Source organism: Allobosea sp. AAP35 (genome assembly GCF_001295925.1).
Taxonomy (GTDB): domain Bacteria; phylum Pseudomonadota; class Alphaproteobacteria; order Rhizobiales; family Beijerinckiaceae; genus Allobosea.
On record NZ_LJHQ01000001.1, the window covers coordinates 1 to 18,119 of the forward strand.

The window sequence follows — 18,119 nt, forward strand, 5'->3', positions numbered from 1 at the left end:
GATCGGCTATTGCCCTTGCACGGATTGCGCCCGTAGCTCAGCTGGATAGAGCGCTGCCCTCCGAAGCTGGGTTTGCGTCGTGGGCGCTACCGAAATCTCACAATATCCACAACAGGTTGCGTTGAGAAGAAGCGCGGAAAGTCCGATCTCAACTCGGTTCGGCACGACCGCGCCACACGCGACGATGCGGCGATCGTCCGCATGCGCAGCGGTTCACCCGGGTCTCGCAGCGCCCAGCCCTGCTGACGGTCGTCCGTCTCATAGAAGTGGCGAACGCGCCTGATGAACTGCCTGAAGTCCGGCTTCTTCTCGACCGAGCGGTTGCATGTCGTCCAGTCAACAGCGGCGCGCTCGCGAGCCGGGATGCCGGATAAACCCGGGGTGGTCAGGGACGGGGTGTCAGGATCAGTGCGGCGCAGATCAGATGCTCATATTTCGCTCCAATCGCGTGTGCGGGGCCTGTGTCAAGATTGCGCTTATGCTTGATGCCAACGAACTGACGACGCGCCGAGCAAGCCCGGGAGCGTCAGGTTGGAGAGCACCGCGCCCGCGAGGGCGGTCCTTTTCTGCGAAGCCTGTGGACATGGCTAGGAATTGGGTGGCGGAGTCAGGCGCGCGGCCGCGGCTTCGGCTTCGAGAGAAAGCCGGGTTACGGCGAAGACATGATCCTGGCTTGCTGCCGTCTGGGTCCGCTCAAGGACATCCGCCAGGAACCTGCTGAAATAGGTCAGCGGCTCGATGCTGGCGTCAATATGGCGCGTGCCTTGATGGTTGGAGAGGAAAACGTGGTCCGCCCCTGGGCGGCCGGCGATGTCGAGATATTTGCGCAGCTCGATGAAACCCCTGGTGCCGAGCAATGTCAGCCGCCCGTCGCCCCAGGTCGGCAGGCTGTCGGGCGTGAACCAGTCGACGCGGATATAGCCGGTGGCCTTCTCGCTGCGCAGCAGGATCTCTCCGAAATCGGAAAAGTCGGGGACATCGCGGAGCGCATGATTGGCCGTGCTGCTGGCGACGATCTGTGCGTCAGTGGCGCCGGTGTAGAACAGGAACTGGTCAATCTGGTGCGAGGCGATGTCGATCAGGATGCCGCCATAGGCAGCGCGATCGAAGAACCAAGCCGGGCGGATCGCCCGGTTCAGCCGGTGCGGTCCCAGGCCGACGGTGTTGACGACTTCGCCGATGGCCCCCTCCGCCACCAGCTTCGCGGCGATATCCGAGGCGCGCACGATGAAGCGCTCTGAAAAGCAGATCGAAAAGATCCGCCCGGTCCGCGCGACACACTCCATGACCGCGGAGAGCTGCTCGGGCGTGGTCAGCCCGGGCTTGTCGACCATCACGTCCTTGCCGTTTGCCATGGCGCGCAGGGCGATGCCGGCCCGGTCGCGCGGGATCGCCGCGCAGCAGATGATGTCGATCGCGGGATCGTCGAGCAGGCGCTCGCGCTCCAGCGGGCGCAAATCGGGAAAGCGCTCCCGGAAGCCGTCGAGCACACGCGGATCGGAGGTCTGCGGGCAGTAGCCGACGCACTGCGCCCCGGCTGCGATCAGCTCGGCGACCATGTGGTAGATGTGCCGGTGGTCGAGGCCGATGGCGGCGAAACGCAGCATGTCTTCTGCCCTCAGCCCGTCGCGACAGTGACGCGGCCGGAGCTTTGTCCGGCGGCGATCAGCGCGTCGATCAGACGGTGGACCTGCAGTGCATCCTCGCCGTTGATCCGGGGCGGACGCTTCTGGCGCAGGGCCTCGGCGAAATCGGACATCACCGCCCGGTGATAATCATGCGGGAACGCCATCGGGTCGGCGCCCGTGCCACCGGCGCTCCTGTCGGCCTCGACGGTGGTGCGCGTGCCGTCATGCCAGGCGATGTCGAGCGCGGTGCCGACGAGCGAGGCCGTCGCATGGCGGCAAATCAGCTCGATCCGCTCGGGGAAGCCGGGATAGGCCGCCGTCGTCGCATCGATGGTCCCGACCGCGCCATTGGCGAAGCGCACGGCCGCGCAGACCATATCCTCGGTCTCCATCGCGTGGACCGGGCTGGTCAGGGCGTAGCCGCCGACTTCGGTGATGGGGCCGGCGAGGCTCAGCATCAGGTCGAGCGTGTGGATGCCCTGCGAGAGCAGCACGCCGCCGCCGTCGCGCGCGAAACTGCCGCGGCCGGGCTCGTCGTAATAGGATTGCGGCCGCCAGAGCCGGATCACCGTCGAGCAGCCGACGATCTCGCCCATGCGGCCGGAAGTGAGATGCTCCGCCAGCGCCATCGCCGCCGGCTTGAAGCGATGCTGCAGCACGATGCCGAGCGTCACCCCGGCGGCGCGGCAGGTCGCGACCAGCTCCTGCGACCGGGCGGTAGTGATGTCGAGCGGCTTTTCCAGCAGGATGTGCTTGCCGGCCTGGGCGCAGCGCCGGGCGATGTCGAGATGGGTGTTGGCCGGCGTCAGCACCAGCATCGCCTCGACGGTGTCGTCCGCCAGCAGGGCGTCGAGATCGTCGCCAAGCGGAAAGGGAAAGCGCGCACCGAAGGCCGCGCGCCGTTCGGCGCTCGGGCTGTAGGCGCCGACGACCTCGACCTGCTCCTGCAGATCGAGGAGGCCCCGGGCATGGGGCGTCACGGCCATGCCGAGCCCGACGATCCCGATGCGCAGCCTGCTCATGCTCTCAACTCCGCGGTTCAGGGGCCGAGCCAGCGCAGCGGCGCCAGCGTCAGCGAGGGCACATAGGTCACCAACATCAGCACGATCACCAGCGCCAGGATGAAGGGCAGGATCGCCCGGAAGACCTCGACCACATTGGCCTTGCCGACGCGGGCCGTAGTGAAGACCAGCACGCCAAGTGGGGGCGTCAGCGCGCCGATGACGAGGTTCATGACCAGCACGATGCCGAACTGGACCGGGTCGACACCCGCTGACACGACGAGCGGCACCAGGATCGGCACCAGGATGACCATGGCCGCGATCATCTCCATGAACAGCCCGACCACCAGCAGCAGCAAGTTGATCAGCAGCAGCAGGACGATGGGGTTGTCGGTATAGGCGCTCATCGCGGCCGCGATTTTCTGCGGCACCTGCTCGGCGGCCAGCACCCAGGCGAAGGGCGAGGCAGCGGCGATGATGACGACGATCGACACCGTGTCGAACGTGGATTCGCGGGCCGCGTCGTAGAAGCCGCGGCCGCTGAGGCAGCGATAGAACAGCACGCCGCAGAGAATGGCGTAGACCAGCGCGATGGCGCCGGCCTCGGTGGCGGTGAAGACGCCGAACCGCACGCCGCCGACGATCAGCAGCGGCAGCAGCAGCGCCGGGATCGCCGTCGCCAGTGCACGACCGCGTGCCCCCCAGGAGGCGGGAGCGATGGCGCCGCCATAACCCTTCACCCGCGAGACGACATAGACGACAAGGATCAGCGCTGTTGCCGCCATCAACCCCGGAATGATCGTGGCGACGAACAGCGCGCCGACCGAAACAGAGGCCAGCGCCGCATAGATGATCAGTCCCAAGCTGGGGGGAATGAGGTTCGCCAGCGTCGAGGAGGCACTCGTCAGGGCGCAGCTGAAAGCGCGGGGATAGCCGTGCTTCTCCATCTCCGGCACCATCAGCTTGGCGATGGCGGAGGCATCGGCGGTGGAGGAGCCGGAGACGCCCGCGAGCAGAGTGTTGGTGACGACATTGGCCTGTCCGAGCCCGCCGCGGAAATGCCCGACAAGGCTCGTGGCCAGGGCGACCAGCCGCGTGGTGATGCCCCCGACATTCATCACCGCCGCCGCCATGATGAAGAACGGGATCGCCAGGAGCGTGAAGGAATTCAGCGAGGACGCCATGTTCTGCGGCACGATCACCAGCATGATGTCGCCCAGCGGCGCGAAGGCGGCGAAGGCCCCGAAGGCCAGCGCGAAGGCGATCGGCACCTCGAACAGCACGAGCAGGCCCGCCACCAGCATCAACGCGGTGGGGCTGCCGGCCTCCTGCCAGACCAGTGCCGCGCCATGGCGGACCGCCAGATAGATCGCACCGCCGGCCACGACCGAGACCAGGCCCGCAAGCTGCGGCAGCCCCCCGGCCGGGCGGATCAGATAGACGAGGTTCAATGCGCCCCCGACGGCGATCGCGATGAACAGATAGGAGAGCGGCCACTGCATCGCCGGCGAAACCTGGATGGCGCGCCCGGCGAAGTCGATGCCGTGAACGATCATCATGATGCTAGTGGCCGCGATCATCGCCGCGACGAACCCGGCATGGAGGCGCTGCAGCGGCGCCGGCAGGTAGCGGCTGACGAGGTCGATGGCGATATGAGCATGCCGGCCGACGGCGAGCGCCATCCCCAGGAACACCGCCCAGGTGAACAGCCAGATCGAGACCTCTTCCGGCCAGGGCAAGGCGGCGTCGAACCCATACCGGCAGACCACCTGCAGCACCGCGACCGCCGCCGAGCCCAGCATCAGCGCCACGCAGAGCGCCTCGAACGCCCTGTCGAAGCCGAGCAGGAGGCGGATGGACGCATCAGGGACTCGGGACGTCATCGTCGGGGCCTGGTCAACCATGGTCGGCTATCGCTCGCTCAGCAGGGGGGACGCCGGCCCTATGACAAGGGCCGGCGCAAGGCGTCGCCGAACCGACTCAGGCTAGCTTGCGGATCTTCTCGATCATCGCCTTGGTTTCTGGGCTCTTGGACCCGAACTGGTCGAAGAGCGGCGCGGTCATCTCGGCCCATTTTGCCCGCTCGGCCTCGCTGACACGGTTGACCTTGCAGCCGAGCTTTTCGAGGTCGGCCAGCGCCTTGTCGGCATTGGCCCGGTTCGTCGCCCGCTGCTCGGCAAAGACCTCCTTGGCGGAGGCGCGCACCATGTCGCGCAGATCGGCCGGCAGGCTGTCCAGCCAGCGCGCATTGACGCGCACGGCCTTGGGCAGGAACCAGTGGGCCGTCGGGGTTACCTCCTTAGCCTGCTCGTGCCATTTGAAGCCGAGGATGGAGAAGTAATCCGAATCGAGGCCGTCGATGACGCCGGTCGAAAGCGCCGAATACTGCTCTGAATACGGCAGGGGGGTCGGGTTGGCGCCGAGCGTCTTCCAGAAATCGACCCAGATCCGCAGCTCTGGCACCCGGATCTTCAACCCCTTTAGCGTCTCCAGCGAGTTCACCGGCCGCTTGGAGAGGATGTGGCGGAAGCCGGTCTCGCCATAGGCGACGAACTCCACCCCCGTCTTCTTGCGAGCTATGTCGGAGACCTCTTGCCCCAGCGGCCCCTGCAGCACGCGGTCGACATGGGCCTCGTCCTTGTAGATGAAGCCCGGCGCGCCACCGAAGGCGGCGATCTCAGGCGCGATCGCCTCCTCGCTGTCGGGGCCGGCGGTGGTGACCTGGATGGTGCCGATGCGGCTGCCCTCGAGCGCCTGCGCCAGCCCACCGAGCTGGGCGGCTGGGAAGTGTTGCGCATCGATGCGACCGCCGCTGCGCTCACGCAGGATGCCCGTCCACTTCTCGAAGCCGAGCGTGATCGGCGTGCCGATGCCTTCGGTGTGGGCGATGCGGCAGGTGAATTTCTGCTGGGCTCGCGCGGAAGTCAGCACGGTCGGCGCGGCGATCGCCGCAAGCCCGAGACCGACGACGCGGCGGCGCGTGAAAGCACGTTCTGACGATGAATCCATGGCGGTTCCTCTCCTGATATCGTTGTGAGCGGCCGGCATGCTCCGGCCTTGATCGGGTGTTGGCCCGTTTGGGTCTGGTGGTATGGTCTTGCATCGCGCCGCGAGGTCGCGAACACTCTCCCGGCTAGGCTGCCCCGGTTAGGCAAAAAACGCCGGACGAAACCTCCTTGACTTGGAAAGCTATGTGCAATCGTTGTCACTGTAAACCGTCACAGTCCAATCGTTACGCTGACAGGATTGTAGAAATGATGCGCAATCGATTGCGCAAAGCGTGCCGGATCAACAGATGAAGCGGCCTCCGACGATGAAGGACATCGCGGCCGAGCTGCAGCTGTCGGTTTCCACCGTTGCGCGATCCCTGGCGGACTCGCCCCGGATCAGCCGCGAGACGCGCGCCCGCGTCGTGTCGGCCTCTGAGCGCCTCGGCTATGTCGTCGATCACGCGGCGAGAGCGATGCGCAGCGGCACAAGCTCGACCGTCGGGCTGATCGTCCCCGACATCCGCAACGATTTCTATTCCACCGCAGCCAAGGCGATCGCCGATTGCTGCCAGGAGCGCGGCCACCAGCTCGTGCTCGCGGTCACCGACGACGATCCCGAGCTGGAACTCGAGCATCTGCGCAATCTGCGCGCGGCCCGGGCGCTTGGCTTCATCATCATTCCCAGTGTAACGCCGGCACAGGAGACGCTGCGCCTGATGCGCTCAACGCCTCATGTCCAGTTCGTGCGCAACTGCGAGCGGGTGGAGTCGGACTGGTTCGGCATCGAGGATGGCGAGGCCATGCGCCTGGCGGCTCGCCACCTGATCGATCTCGGACACCGGCGCATCGCCTATATCGGCTCGACCGTGGCGATCTCGACCGGGCGCGACCGCCTCGAGGGCTTTCGCCGGACCTTGAACGAGGCTGGGATCAGCATCGACGAGCGGCTCGTCAAGGCCGGCAGCTGCGACACCGAGTTCGGTTTTGCGGCGATGCAGGATATCCTGGCGCAGCCGAGACGGCCGACCGCCGTCGTCACTGCCGGCGCGCGCATGAGCATCGGCGCCTATGATTGTGCGCGCGCGGCCGGCGTCGCGATTCCCGGGGAATTATCCTTCATTGGCTTCAGCGACAGCCCGACCCTGCGCTGGTGCGGCGACGGCTTGACCACCATCGCGCTGCCGGTGCGCGAGCTGGCGCTGACCTCGACGGATTTCCTGTTTCGACGGGCGAGCCCGGACTGGACCACCGAGCGCCCCTGTCGGGTCACGCTAAAACCGAGCCTTCTACAGCGCGGCTCGACGGCCGCGCCGCACCACGCGCTCGAACCCGCATGAGGCGGCGCGTCTGCCTGCTGGGCGCCACCGGAACCATCGGCCGCGCGACGACCCGCGCCCTGATCCGGCGCGGATATGAGGTGGTCTGTTTCACGCGGGCCCCGACGGACAGCGCAAAGGCGCAATCGCGACAGGCGGACGCCGGCGATCTGGAAGGGGCCATCATCAAGGTTGTGGATGTCGGCGATCCCGTGGCGCTGGCCAGGGACGGGTTTACTGGCGAGCCCTTCGACGCGGTGGTGTCCTGCATGGCCTCGCGCACCGGCACGCCCAGGGACGCCTGGGCCATCGATCACCGTGCCCATCTCACCGTGCTGGAGGCGGCCCAGCGGGCCGGTGTCCAGCACTTCGTGCTGCTCTCGGCGATCTGCGTGCAGAAGCCAAGGCTCGCCTTTCAGCAGGCCAAGCTGGCGTTCGAGGCGGCCCTGATCGGCTCGGACCTGCGCTATTCGATCGTGAGGCCGACCGCATTCTTCAAGTCGCTGTCGGGACAGATCGAGCGCGTCCGCCAGGGCCGGCCTTTCCTGATATTCGGTGACGGCACCTTGACCGCCTGCAAGCCGATCAGCGACGGCGATCTTGCCGATTTTCTCGCCGGCTGCCTCGAAGACGAAAGCCGGTGGAACCGCATCCTGCCGATCGGCGGACCGGGCGACGCAATCACCCCCCGCCAGCAGGGCGAAGCTTTGTTTGCGCTGCTCGGGAGCCCGCCGAAATTCCGCTCCGCGCCCGTGGCCCTACTCGACATCGCCATCGCCGGCCTGGGCGCCCTAGGCACCATCGTGCCGTCGCTTGCCGACAAAGCCGAGCTGGCGCGAATCGGTCGCTATTATGCCACCGAATCCATGCTGGTGATCGACCCCCGGACCGGCCTGTATGATGCAGCGGGGACGCCATCGACAGGCACGCAAACCCTGTTCGATTTCTACCGCTCGGTCGTCGGTGGCGCGGCCGTGCCTGATCGCGGCGACCATGCCGTCTTTTGATCGCGCCTTGGGACGGTGCTGGAGCGCGCTTGCGGCCGGAACGGATTCCCCCATGTGACACGGCCGCCAGCCGCGAACCCACGACAATGCTAAGGCAAACCCGGTCAGCCTGATCAGCGCGACAATTTTCCAACCCTTCGCGGCTCGGCGGCGGGTCGTCGTCTTCTATCCGATCCTCACCAGCCCGCCCTGACCGGCGGGCTTTTTCACGCGAGGATCCATTTGTTAACCAGCCAGCGATAGCTCTTAGCTTTGTGACCTTAGGGAAGAGGCGATGAGCGTTCGCGAATGGTTGCCTGGTCTGTCGATTCTGGCAATCTCCACGGCTGTATTGCCGATGTTATCGGCCGATTTGAGTGAATTGCGCTCTATCGCTGGAGTTTTTCCGCCTTGGTGGACGTCCCGAGACGTCGTCGCTGCGGCCGGAGCCGCCGGATCGATCGTTCGTCTCGGAACGCTTCCGTTCATTGTCGTGGTTCGGTCAGACAGCAGCGACGTTGCGGCCCGTCTTACGGCCTCAGGCTCTCTCTTTAATTTCGATCCCCTTGGCATCTCCGGCTGTTTCACCAGGTAACTCAATGACCATGACGATCTCATCTATCCGCCGGCTCGGCGAACAGCTCGTCATGGGAGCGATCTGGTTGATCGTGCCGATGGTATCGGTTGCAGCTATTATCAGCGACAACAGCGTCATTGGCCTGTCGGTTGCAGCGCTGCTGCTGGCAGCCGTAGCGACCATTTGCTGGCGGCTGAGCCGCGGTGCAGGCGGTATTCGCATGACGCTCAGCGTCTGCTTAATGGTCACTATTTCGCTGCTCGTAGCGGCGCTCGACGGGCATGCTTGGCAGACCGACATGCACATGGCCTATTTCGCCGCGCTCGCTATGCTAATCGTATTCTGTGACTGGCGAGCCATCGTCGCTGCAACCGTTGTGGTCGCTGTCCACCACGTCATGCTTTCTCTATTCCTCCCATCAGCCATTTTTTCGGGGGCCACGAATCTCGGCCGGGTTGTCCTCCACGCCGTTATCTTGGTCATCGAGGCTGCGACCTTGGCCTGGGCTGCGCAGACGATCGTGCGGACGCTTGCGGCCTCAGCCAGCGCGCTCAGCCAGGCGGAGGTCGCGGTGCAGGACGCGGCACAGGCCCAGCGTGAAGCCGAAAGCGCACTGCAACAGGCGGATGATGCACGCGAGGCTCAGGCTCGGTCGGCCCGCGACAGTGAAGCACTGCAAACAACGATTGATGGCGATCGCGAAGCTGTCGTCGCCGGACTTGCAAAGGGCCTTGAGGAACTCGCGAAAGGCAATTTGACCCACCGGATCAACGTGGCTTTCCCATCCGACTACGAAAAGCTGCGTGCCGACTTTAACAGTTCAATCTCACAGCTCGACACTGTGGTATCGGGCATTGCCACTGCTGCTGGCTCTATCCGAAGCTTTGGCATCGAGATCAATAGCGGCGCTGACGACCTTTCCAAGCGCACAGAGGATCAGGCTTCGAGCTTGGAGGAGACGGCAGCGACGACCGAGCAACTCGCGGCCTCCGTCAAAGCCACCGCTCAGACCTCGCGCCAAGCGTCAGCCGTCGCCCAGGAGGCGATGCAAACGGCAGAGAGCGGGGGCGCGATTGCCGGCCAGGCGGTCGACGCGATGGCCCGCATCGAGACCGCTTCGAGTAGGATATCCGACATCATCCGCGTCATCGACGATATCGCTTTCCAGACCAACCTGCTGGCTTTGAACGCGGCCGTAGAGGCAGCGCGTGCCGGTGATGCAGGCAAGGGCTTCGCCGTCGTCGCTTCCGAGGTGCGAACCTTGGCGCAGCGTTCTAGCGATGCGGCCAAGGACATCTCGGCGCTGATCTCCTCCTCGAACGGCGAAGTCGTTGAGGGCGTGAAGCTGGTGCGCCAAGCGGGCGAGCAACTTAACCAGATCCTTTCGGCCTCGCAGCGGGTCGCAGCGACTATTGCCGAGATCTCTGCGGCATCGGGCGAGCAGGCTAGCGGTATAGACGAGATGAGCCAGGCCGTTGCCCATCTCGACGAGATGACGCAACAGAACGCCGCACTCGCCGAGCAAAGCGCCGCGTCCGCCGGCTCGCTCTCCTCACGCATCGCCGAGCTCAACGACCTCGTCGCGGCCTTCAAGACCGGGACGGATGGCGCTCACGCAGCCAGCCACATCGCCCCCCGCTCTTCATCCGAGCCCGCGCGCTTGCTCCAGCTCGCGCAGGCGGCCTTCACCGCGAAGGCTCCCGCGAAGCGCGTCGCTGCTTTTGCGCCCCGCGCGGCGCCCGCCGCACCCGCCAAGAAGGTCGCCAACAACCGCGCCGGCAATTCCGGTTGGGAAGAATTCTGAGCGAGCCGGGGCTGAACCACCGACACGGGGCCCGAGTGCAACCGTTCGGCCCACAAGCATCCTGACGCAATGCGCCGTCCCCCATTGGCGGCGCATCTTGCGTTGTGGCCTCTCCAATTGGCTTGCAGCTTTACGCACCCGTCGGTTCGGACTGGTCCAATCGTGCAGTCTCAATAAGAGCGTCGTGGGAGCGTTGCCTCTCCCAGGCAGTTTCCGGAGGGAGCAGGTCCCTCCGAAGCTGGGCTTACGCCGCAACCGCATCCAAAATAGTCTCATATTCCCAAAAACTTGCGCTTCGAGAACGCGCGTGAAATCCGATCACAAGTCGGCTCGGCACGACCGCGCCACTTGCTCGACATGTGACCGAGCCGCCTTCCGTCATTGTCTCTTGAAAACCGATGATGATGCGTCCAAATCGGCGCCATCAATCGTGAGGTTCGAGAGCTGCTATGACGAACGCGACCACAGAAAGCCGCACCTTCGAAGCCGATGTTTCGCGTCTCCTGCACATGATGGTGCATTCGGTCTATTCGGACCGGGACGTCTTCCTCCGGGAATTGATCTCCAACGCCGCCGATGCCTGCGAGAAGCTTCGCTATGAATCCATCGCAACGCCGACGCTGATCGGTGACACTGGCAAGCTCGCCATCACCGTTACGGCCGATCCGGAGGCAGGCAAGCTCACGATCTCCGATAACGGCATCGGCATGAGCCGCGATGAACTGATTGAGGCCCTGGGCACGATTGCTCGCTCGGGCACGCGCGCGTTCATGGAGCAGGTCGAAGCGGCCAAGGGCAAAGACGGCGCCCAGCTTATCGGTCAGTTCGGCGTGGGCTTTTATTCGGCTTTCATGGTTGCTGCCGAGGTCGATGTCGTCAGCAGGCGCGCGGGTAGCGGCGAAGCCTGGCATTGGACCTCTAATGGCAAGGGAGAGTTCTCAGTAGCGCCTGCCGCTATCGAGGATGCTCCGGAGCGGGGCACCAGGGTCGTGCTCACTCTTCTGGACAATGCGAAGACATATGCGGAGCGCTGGACGCTGGAACGCATCGTCAAAGCGCAGTCCGGCCACGTCCCGGTGCCGATCTATCTGGTCGAGAAGCCGGGCGCAGAGCCGACGTCGCTAGCCGACGGGGCGGCGCTCTGGACCAAGCCCAAGAGCGAGATCAGGCCCGAGGACTATGCGGATTTCTACCGCAGCGTGGCTGCACAATACGACGAGCCGGCAGCGACGATCCATTTTCGCGCCGAGGGGCGTCACGAATACACGACGCTGGCCTTCGTGCCCGGATCCAAGCCCTTCGATCTGCTCGACGCCGATCGCAAGGGGCGCATGAAACTCTATGTGAAGCGGGTCTTCATCACCGACGAAGCGGAGCTTCTGCCGCGCTATTTGCGTTTTGTCCGCGGGCTGGTCGACACCGCCGACCTGCCGCTCAACGTCTCTCGCGAGATGATCCAGGACAGCCCGCTCCTGGCGGCGATCCGGAAGGGCGTGACCAACCGCATCCTAGCCGATCTCGGCAAGATGGCCGAGACCGATGCCGATGCCTTCGGCGAGATCTGGGCGAATTTCGGCCCGGTCATCAAAGAGGGCCTCTACGAGGATTACGAGCGCCGCGAGCAGCTGCTGACCCTGGCGCGGTTTGCTACCACGACGACGGGCGGGCTGCGCAGCCTCAAGGACTATGTCGTCGCCCTGAGGGAGAACCAGACTGCGATCTACTACATCGTCGGCGACGACCCCGCGCGCATCGCGACATCGCCGCAGCTCGAAGGGTTTCGCGCGCGCGGCATCGAGGTGCTTCTCCTGAGTGATCCGGTCGATGGCTTCTGGGTGTCAAGCGCACCAGATTATGAAGGCAAGCCGTTCAAATCGGTCACACAGGGCGCGGCGGATCTTGGGCTGATCCCGCTTCTCAACGGCGAGGCGACCCCACGGGCCGAGAGCACCCCAGAGGTGGCGACCTTGCTCGAAGCGATGAAGCTGACACTCGCCGATGAGGTCGCGGACGTGCGCGCGTCCGATCGTCTCACCGAAAGCGCAGTCTGTCTGGTAGCCCCTGATACCGGCCCCGACCGTCAATTTGAAAAGCTGCTGTCTGCCGCTGGCAGGATTGATGACACGACCAAACCCATCCTTGAGATCAATGGGCAGCATCCTCTTATCGTCGGCCTGGCCGGGCTGCAGGATGAGCTTCTACGCGACGACCTTGCTCATCTCCTGCTAGACGAGGCGCGTATCCTAGACGGAGAGCGTCCGGGCGACGCCAGATCATTCTCGGAACGTCTTGGTCGCCTCATTGCCAAGGCCGTTCGCTGAGTTCGCGTTACGCACGGATTGATGGAACACGCGGTCGCTTGGTTGCGTAATGTCGCGGGCGTGGGTTTGCCAAATACGTGTCGGAGGCCCTCAGGGCAGCTTCGACACTTGGCTGAATGTAGCGGCGCAGTTCGTTACGCCACGTTTCGCCCATAGCGTCCCAACCCAATTGCTCTGGACGACGCACCGCCTCGTGCAGTGCTCGCGCAGCAGCCTCGATGGCGACGGCGACTCTGGGATTGACCATAGATCAAAACTCCGCGCGCAACTGAACGGGACCGGATTCAACCAGCCGTTAACAAGCCTCGTCATTGTAGTTTTGGTGCTCTACGCTTGGCAATCTCATCTGCGACCGCGTTCCACAGCCGGACTGCGAGATCGTTTCGTTCGAGTTGTGCCTGCTGAGCCAATTGCCGGGCTTGACCGTAAGCATCATCACCGTGGTCGCGGATGATTATTCCCGCCGAAATCTGAACGACAGTGATCCAGGCACGTTCTGCGGCCGCAGATTTTGGTGGCAGTTCGGTCATGCCGCCCCATTACAACGACAATGGGTCTGCATAAATCAACATTTGATATTTAGACTAATAAGAGTGCTTAACTCCACAATTTAGATACTCTGACGCTCTAACATCGTCGATACTGATCCCAGAACGTTACGGATGCCAAAGCTCTGTTGACGTGTTTGTTTCTATACCTCAGTCGAGCCGTCGCTGGTCTCGCTGAAGTAGCGGTCGAAACGCCTGGTCGGCTTCTTGAAGCGCGCCACTTCGGCCTCGACGAAGCGCGCCGAGTTCAAGCGGCCATAACCAGCCTGACCCAGGTCGCGATCATGGAAACTGCTGACGGGGCTCGGCCGCACGGGCTTGGTGCCGACCAGCGCCTCACCGATCCCCAGCAGGCATTTGACGATGGCGTCTTACGGCTGTCCGGCTTAACCGGCTTGACCTCGAAGCTGCTATCGAAGGCTGACGGCTAATTGCGTCGAGCAAATGATCGCAGTCGTTAACCCGATGGTCGGCCGTCGATCGCACCGCGAGCAGTTTTCACCAAGGCGAAAGCAGTGGCCTAGAATCGAAGTGATCAAGAATACGCTTCAGTGCCGCCGCATTGTTCTCGTCTTCGACGCTGTCGAGCGCGTCCTTCAGCACCACGCGAATGTCATCCGCCTCGACCCTCTCCATTTCCCAGTTCGGATACAATCGCTCGCGCTTTTCTTCACTTTGGCTAAGCGAGACAATATCGTAATGGCGTGGATCGCTATGCAGGCTCGCGATCAAATGCTCGATCTGGGCGGGCGGCCCCTCAATCCATTGGAAGAAGACGCCAGCTCCAAAAACCAGCACGCCAGTGATGCCACACGCGCGATTGCTGCGTTTGGCAGCCTCAACGATGCGATCGACCTCGGCGCCGTCAACGCCGTCGGCGGCACGGCTGCAGTAGACGAAATGACAAAGCGTTGGCAGTGGGGCATCGTCCAACTCAACCACACGTTGCAAACCGTATTCGTCGAACATGAATGGGCCCTCCAGAACTCTTAGGCGGTGTCGACTGGTGACTGAGCAGCAGGATAGCGCAACCACCTCACTTTGGAACTGGACTGGTCGCCGTGCTAGGCAGGCATGAAGCCTTGCACAACGAATTCGGTTAATTGCGTTGTGACCGACATTAGCGAATCGTTCGGTCCCGCGCTTGTGCTTTACATTGCGCGGATCTGCTCCTCGAACTCTTCTGGGATCAGTCCGTGCCGCGCCAGCACAGCAAGCGCACTGACCTCACCGGTCTCGTCATCTGCTGTGACGTGAATGACCGCGAGGCCCTCTGCCGTTCGTCCGACCCTTTCGCCATCCAGCAATGCGTGATGCTTCGTCCGTGCCAAGGTGCGCTGGCCTGGGACCAGGCGCTTGCGGTGCGTTTTGAAGGGCTGCAGAAAATAGGTTTCGACGCTGGCCATGGCTTGACTCCCGGGGTCCGTATATTCTCATTACGTTCTCATTTGAGGGAGCGCAACCGATGACAGCAGCCCGGCACGCAGACGTCGATCTTGGGACTGAGATCGAATGCGAGATCGACGATCTGATTGCTGAACATGGCAGCGAGCGGGCCGCGATCCGCGCCCTTCTGCATGACATGACCGTGCTGATGACGGATGCTGATCGGTCGGTGTCCCGGGGATACCTGCGCGGCCTGTTCTCGCATGGCGCCCGGCCGGCGGACTTCGTTGATGAACAGTGAGCAAGCCGCCGGATCTCCGAACACCCTTAGTCCGTTATCCCTGGGTGATCGTGCGGCTGCGGTGCCATGTCTGCCCAAGGAGCGCCGAGGTGCGTCTGGCCGCGCTGGCAGCACGCTACGGCCATCGTGTGCCGGTCCGCGTGGTGCTGCACGCCTTTATGTCCGGCTGCCCGTGGGATCAGAACAGCAAGTCGCGGACGCAGCAGAAATACGGGTTTCGATGCGGGGCCTATATGCCCGATCTCAATTCGACTCGGCCACCTGACGTCCCGCCATCTGCGACGGGTCTGACCTTGATCGAGGGTGGCAAGACGGACATTCTACCGGCCGAACCGGATCCAGCGCGCCGCCGCGTCGGCACTTATGATGACTGATGTCTGGGTTTCAGCCTAGTTCGCTTCAAGGCTGTCCGTGCTTGCCGCCAATTATTTCGCCCGTCTGCCCCGCAACTTCGCGCGCTACAGCGCCCCAAAAGAGGAACGCGCTGTTGTTGTTTTCAGTAAGGGCTTGGGCTGCATTCTTCCGAGCAGCAACATATGCGCCTTGTCCGTGATCACGGATCAACATGCGAGCGGAAAGCACAACGGCGCCTTTCCGAGCCCTTCGGCGGGCGAGTAGTCTCGATTCTAGAGCGAACATACGTTGATCATATCGACAGCAGCGATGGGGTAAATTTCGTCTCGGGGGCCAGGATAACTTTTAGGTTTACTTGATATGTGCAATCTTTACAGCATGACCCGCAGCGTGGACGCGATGCGGAACCTCTTCTCCAAGTTTGTGGCGCCGGAAACGAACCTGCCGCCACTGCCAGGCATCTTCCCCGACTATCCGGCTCCGATCATCCGCAATGAGGGCGATGGCGTCGCGGCACTGGCAATGACGCGCTGGGGCATGCCGTCATCAAAAAAGGCTTTGCTCGACGCAGCGGCCAAACGTGCCGACAAGCTTCGCGCCAAGGGCAAGGAGGTCGACTTCGATCTGCTCCTGCGGATGGAGCCGGACAGCGGCACGACGAACGTCCGCAACACCGCAAGCTCCCATTGGAAACGCTGGCTTGGCGTCGAGAGTCGGTGCCTGGTTCCATTCTCGAGCTTCAGCGAGTTCGATCAAGTCGCGCGGCAGGATGTCTGGTTCGCCTTCGGCAAGGACCGGCCACTCGCCTTTTTCGCTGGCATCTGGACGTCGCAATGGACCGGCGTCCGTAAGATCAAGAACGGCATCGAAACGACGGACCTATTCGGCTTCCTTACGACCGAACCCAACCGAGAGGTGGGCAAGGTCCATCCCAAGGCGATGCCTGTGATCCTGACGGAGCCCGACGAACTCGAAACCTGGCTGACTGCGCCTTGGGAACAGGCGAGGGTCCTACAGCGGGCGCTGCCAGATGGTGCGCTGGTCGAGGTGACGCGGGGCGTTAAACAGGATGTCAGCGCGCCCCTCACATTTTGAACTACCACATGGCTCAGCTAGCGTCCGCTGCATGACCCAGACGAAATTCCGCGCGCCTGCAGGCCACGGCTCAGGTCCGCACCCGACACCACCAACCGGCGCAGTTCCTCGGCGAGGATATCGTAGACCAAACGGATGCGACGGCTGTTCTGCACCTCGCGATGCGTGACCAGCCAGAGCGGCACCGGAACGCGCGACAGCTCCGGCAAAAGCACCCTCAGCTGCGGCATGCGCGCCGCCGCGACGTCGAGGACGACGCCGACGCCGATCCCCCGACGCGTCATCGCCCAGAGCGCCGACGCGCTGTTTGAGACGACGGCGCACTGCTCCGGCCCAACCCAGAGCCCCTGAAGCTCCATATGGCTGACAAATTGCTCGACCGGATCAAAGGCCAGGATTGTCGCGTCGCTGAGGTCCGACACGGCACGTGGCATGCCGTGCTGCGCGATCCAGGCGTCGGATGCATACAGGTGCGCATTCAGCTCGCCGATCAGACGCCCGATCAATTCTGGCTCGGTGGGGCGGACATGGCGGATGGCGATGTCGGCCTCGCGTCGCCTGAGATCGCTGAGCGCATCGGTCGCGATGACGACGATGGTGACCTGGGGCACCTCCTGGCGCAGACGTTCGACGATGCCGGGCATGACATGCGTCGCGACCGCGTCCGTGACCGACAGGCTGACGCGGCCCGACAGGTCGGATGCCTGGCCGGCGGCGCTGAGCGCGAGCGCCTCCGCCGCAGCAGCCATCTGGCGGGCATGCTCCAGCAGGCCCGCCCCACCAGCCGTCAAGACAAGCCGTTTGCCGACCCGCTCGAACAGGGTCACGGCCAGCTGCTCCTCGAGGGCGGCCACCTGCCGCGACAAGGTCGGCTGACTCAAACCCAGCTTGCGCGACGCCGCAGACAGTGACCCGGCCTCGGCTGTCGCGCGGAAGGCCCGAACCAGATTCCAGTCGATGCCGCTCATGCACTCCTGAATATCTGATCTGCAGAATGCGGCAAATCCAAATATCGCGACACATGCGATGAGAGGGGCCGATGGAGCCCAGCATGCCGACCTCACGCGAGTCCGAAGACGATGTCGATGCCGTGTTCTGGAACCGGACGGCGCGGACTTATTCCCGCAGCGTGATCAAAGATCTCGCCGGATATGAGCGCACCCTGTCCGCGACGAGGGATCTCGTCGGCGCCGCGGATCGGGTTCTGGAGCTCGGCTGCGGAACCGGCCAAACGGCCCTGAGGCTTGCGCCCTCGATCGGTCATATCACCGGGACGGACATCGCGAGCGGGATGATCGCCATCGCCAACGAGCGCAAGGCCGCGGCGGTATGCCCGAACGCAACGTTCGTAGTCACGGACGGACGCAGCCCGCCCTGGCCGGACCCGCCGTTTGACGCGGTGCTGGCCTTCAATCTCCTGCACCTGATCAAGGACCGGCCGCGCTTGTTTCAGTCCATTGGGCGGGCTTTGAAGCCAGGCGGCCTGTTCATCACCAAAACCCCCTGCCTGTCAGAGATGAACGCCGTCATTCGCCTCGCCATTCCTCTGATGAGGCTCATCGGCAAGGCGCCGTCCTTGTCGTTCTTCACCGCAGATGAGCTGGCGAGCGAACTGACCGCCGGCGGCTTCTCGATCATCGATCGGGCCCGCCATGGGTCGGGCCGCACGGATTTTCGCGTCTTCATGGCCGCACGGAAGGTGGACCCATGAGCGCTGCCCGATCCACTCGCTCTGGCGTTCGCGCTGTCGTCTGCCGCAGCAAGCCAGCGACGCCGTCGCACCAAACGTGATTTCGAACCCTGTTCATGACG

The 18,119-nt window shown here is 63.8% G+C and carries 16 protein-coding genes; 8 read left to right on the forward strand and 8 right to left on the reverse strand.

Annotation, left to right across the window (positions count from 1 at the left end):
• Nucleotides 1–587: 587 nt before the first annotated feature.
• The 4 genes from IP69_RS00005 to IP69_RS00020 all read right to left on the reverse strand — a co-directional run bounded on the left by IP69_RS00005 (nt 588) and on the right by IP69_RS00020 (nt 5,638).
• Nucleotides 588–1,607: a Gfo/Idh/MocA family oxidoreductase gene (locus tag IP69_RS00005; RefSeq protein WP_054140761.1), complete on the reverse strand. Its 1,020-nt coding sequence runs from the start codon at nt 1,605–1,607 to the stop codon at nt 588–590.
• Nucleotides 1,608–1,618: 11 nt separating this feature from the next.
• Nucleotides 1,619–2,650 (reverse strand): Gfo/Idh/MocA family oxidoreductase, encoded by a 1,032-nt coding sequence (locus IP69_RS00010; protein WP_054140762.1) that lies wholly within the window; start codon nt 2,648–2,650, stop codon nt 1,619–1,621.
• Between the two features lie 17 nt (nt 2,651–2,667).
• Nucleotides 2,668–4,512 carry a TRAP transporter large permease subunit gene (locus IP69_RS00015; RefSeq protein WP_082358674.1) on the reverse strand — a complete coding sequence of 615 codons (1,845 nt, stop codon included), beginning with the start codon at nt 4,510–4,512 and terminating at the stop codon, nt 2,668–2,670.
• 97 nt (nt 4,513–4,609) lie between these two features.
• Entirely contained in the window at nt 4,610–5,638 is a 1,029-nt protein-coding gene (locus IP69_RS00020; RefSeq protein WP_054140763.1) for a TRAP transporter substrate-binding protein, read from the reverse strand.
• Nucleotides 5,639–5,924: 286 nt separating this feature from the next.
• On the opposite strand from IP69_RS00020, the gene IP69_RS00025 reads away from it, so the two are divergent.
• The 4 genes from IP69_RS00025 to htpG all read left to right on the forward strand — a co-directional run bounded on the left by IP69_RS00025 (nt 5,925) and on the right by htpG (nt 12,623).
• Nucleotides 5,925–6,956: a LacI family DNA-binding transcriptional regulator gene (locus tag IP69_RS00025; RefSeq protein ID WP_054140764.1), complete on the forward strand. Its 1,032-nt coding sequence runs from the start codon at nt 5,925–5,927 to the stop codon at nt 6,954–6,956.
• Between the two features lie 14 nt (nt 6,957–6,970).
• Nucleotides 6,971–7,942, forward strand: a complete 972-nt coding sequence (locus IP69_RS00030; RefSeq protein ID WP_054140811.1) for an NAD(P)H-binding protein — start codon at nt 6,971–6,973, stop codon at nt 7,940–7,942.
• A 578-nt stretch (nt 7,943–8,520) separates the two neighbouring features.
• The gene (locus IP69_RS00035) at nt 8,521–10,302 is read left to right on the forward strand and encodes a methyl-accepting chemotaxis protein (protein WP_054140765.1); all 1,782 of its coding nucleotides are present in this window, start codon (nt 8,521–8,523) and stop codon (nt 10,300–10,302) included.
• Between the two features lie 449 nt (nt 10,303–10,751).
• A complete protein-coding gene (htpG, locus tag IP69_RS00040; RefSeq protein WP_054140766.1) occupies nt 10,752–12,623 on the forward strand; it encodes a molecular chaperone HtpG in 1,872 nt (623 codons plus the stop codon).
• Nucleotides 12,624–12,931: 308 nt separating this feature from the next.
• On the opposite strand, the gene IP69_RS21635 is transcribed toward htpG, so the two are convergent.
• From IP69_RS21635 to IP69_RS00050, 3 genes are all read right to left on the reverse strand, one after another.
• Entirely contained in the window at nt 12,932–13,153 is a 222-nt protein-coding gene (locus IP69_RS21635) for a hypothetical protein (protein WP_156323209.1), read from the reverse strand.
• A 516-nt stretch (nt 13,154–13,669) separates the two neighbouring features.
• Complete coding sequence (locus IP69_RS21245) at nt 13,670–14,140, reverse strand: BLUF domain-containing protein (RefSeq protein ID WP_082358676.1); 471 nt, start codon at nt 14,138–14,140, stop codon at nt 13,670–13,672.
• A gap of 182 nt (nt 14,141–14,322) precedes the next feature.
• The gene (locus IP69_RS00050; RefSeq protein WP_054140768.1) at nt 14,323–14,577 is read right to left on the reverse strand and encodes a hypothetical protein; all 255 of its coding nucleotides are present in this window, start codon (nt 14,575–14,577) and stop codon (nt 14,323–14,325) included.
• A gap of 59 nt (nt 14,578–14,636) precedes the next feature.
• Here IP69_RS00050 and IP69_RS00055 point away from each other — a divergent pair, with 59 nt between their 5' ends.
• From IP69_RS00055 to IP69_RS00060, 3 genes are all read left to right on the forward strand, one after another.
• On the forward strand, nt 14,637–14,858 hold the full coding sequence (locus IP69_RS00055; protein ID WP_054140769.1) for a hypothetical protein: 222 nt from the start codon (nt 14,637–14,639) through the stop codon (nt 14,856–14,858).
• Nucleotides 14,859–14,947: 89 nt separating this feature from the next.
• The gene (locus IP69_RS21640; RefSeq protein ID WP_156323210.1) at nt 14,948–15,232 is read left to right on the forward strand and encodes a hypothetical protein; all 285 of its coding nucleotides are present in this window, start codon (nt 14,948–14,950) and stop codon (nt 15,230–15,232) included.
• A 340-nt stretch (nt 15,233–15,572) separates the two neighbouring features.
• Nucleotides 15,573–16,307 (forward strand): SOS response-associated peptidase family protein, encoded by a 735-nt coding sequence (locus IP69_RS00060; protein ID WP_054140770.1) that lies wholly within the window; start codon nt 15,573–15,575, stop codon nt 16,305–16,307.
• 17 nt (nt 16,308–16,324) lie between these two features.
• Here IP69_RS00060 and IP69_RS00065 read toward each other — a convergent pair whose 3' ends face one another.
• Nucleotides 16,325–17,275 (reverse strand): LysR family transcriptional regulator, encoded by a 951-nt coding sequence (locus IP69_RS00065; RefSeq protein ID WP_082358678.1) that lies wholly within the window; start codon nt 17,273–17,275, stop codon nt 16,325–16,327.
• 83 nt (nt 17,276–17,358) lie between these two features.
• Between IP69_RS00065 and IP69_RS00070 the strand changes: the two genes are divergently transcribed.
• Complete coding sequence (locus IP69_RS00070) at nt 17,359–18,018, forward strand: class I SAM-dependent methyltransferase (RefSeq protein WP_054140812.1); 660 nt, start codon at nt 17,359–17,361, stop codon at nt 18,016–18,018.
• Nucleotides 18,019–18,119: the final 101 nt, after the last annotated feature.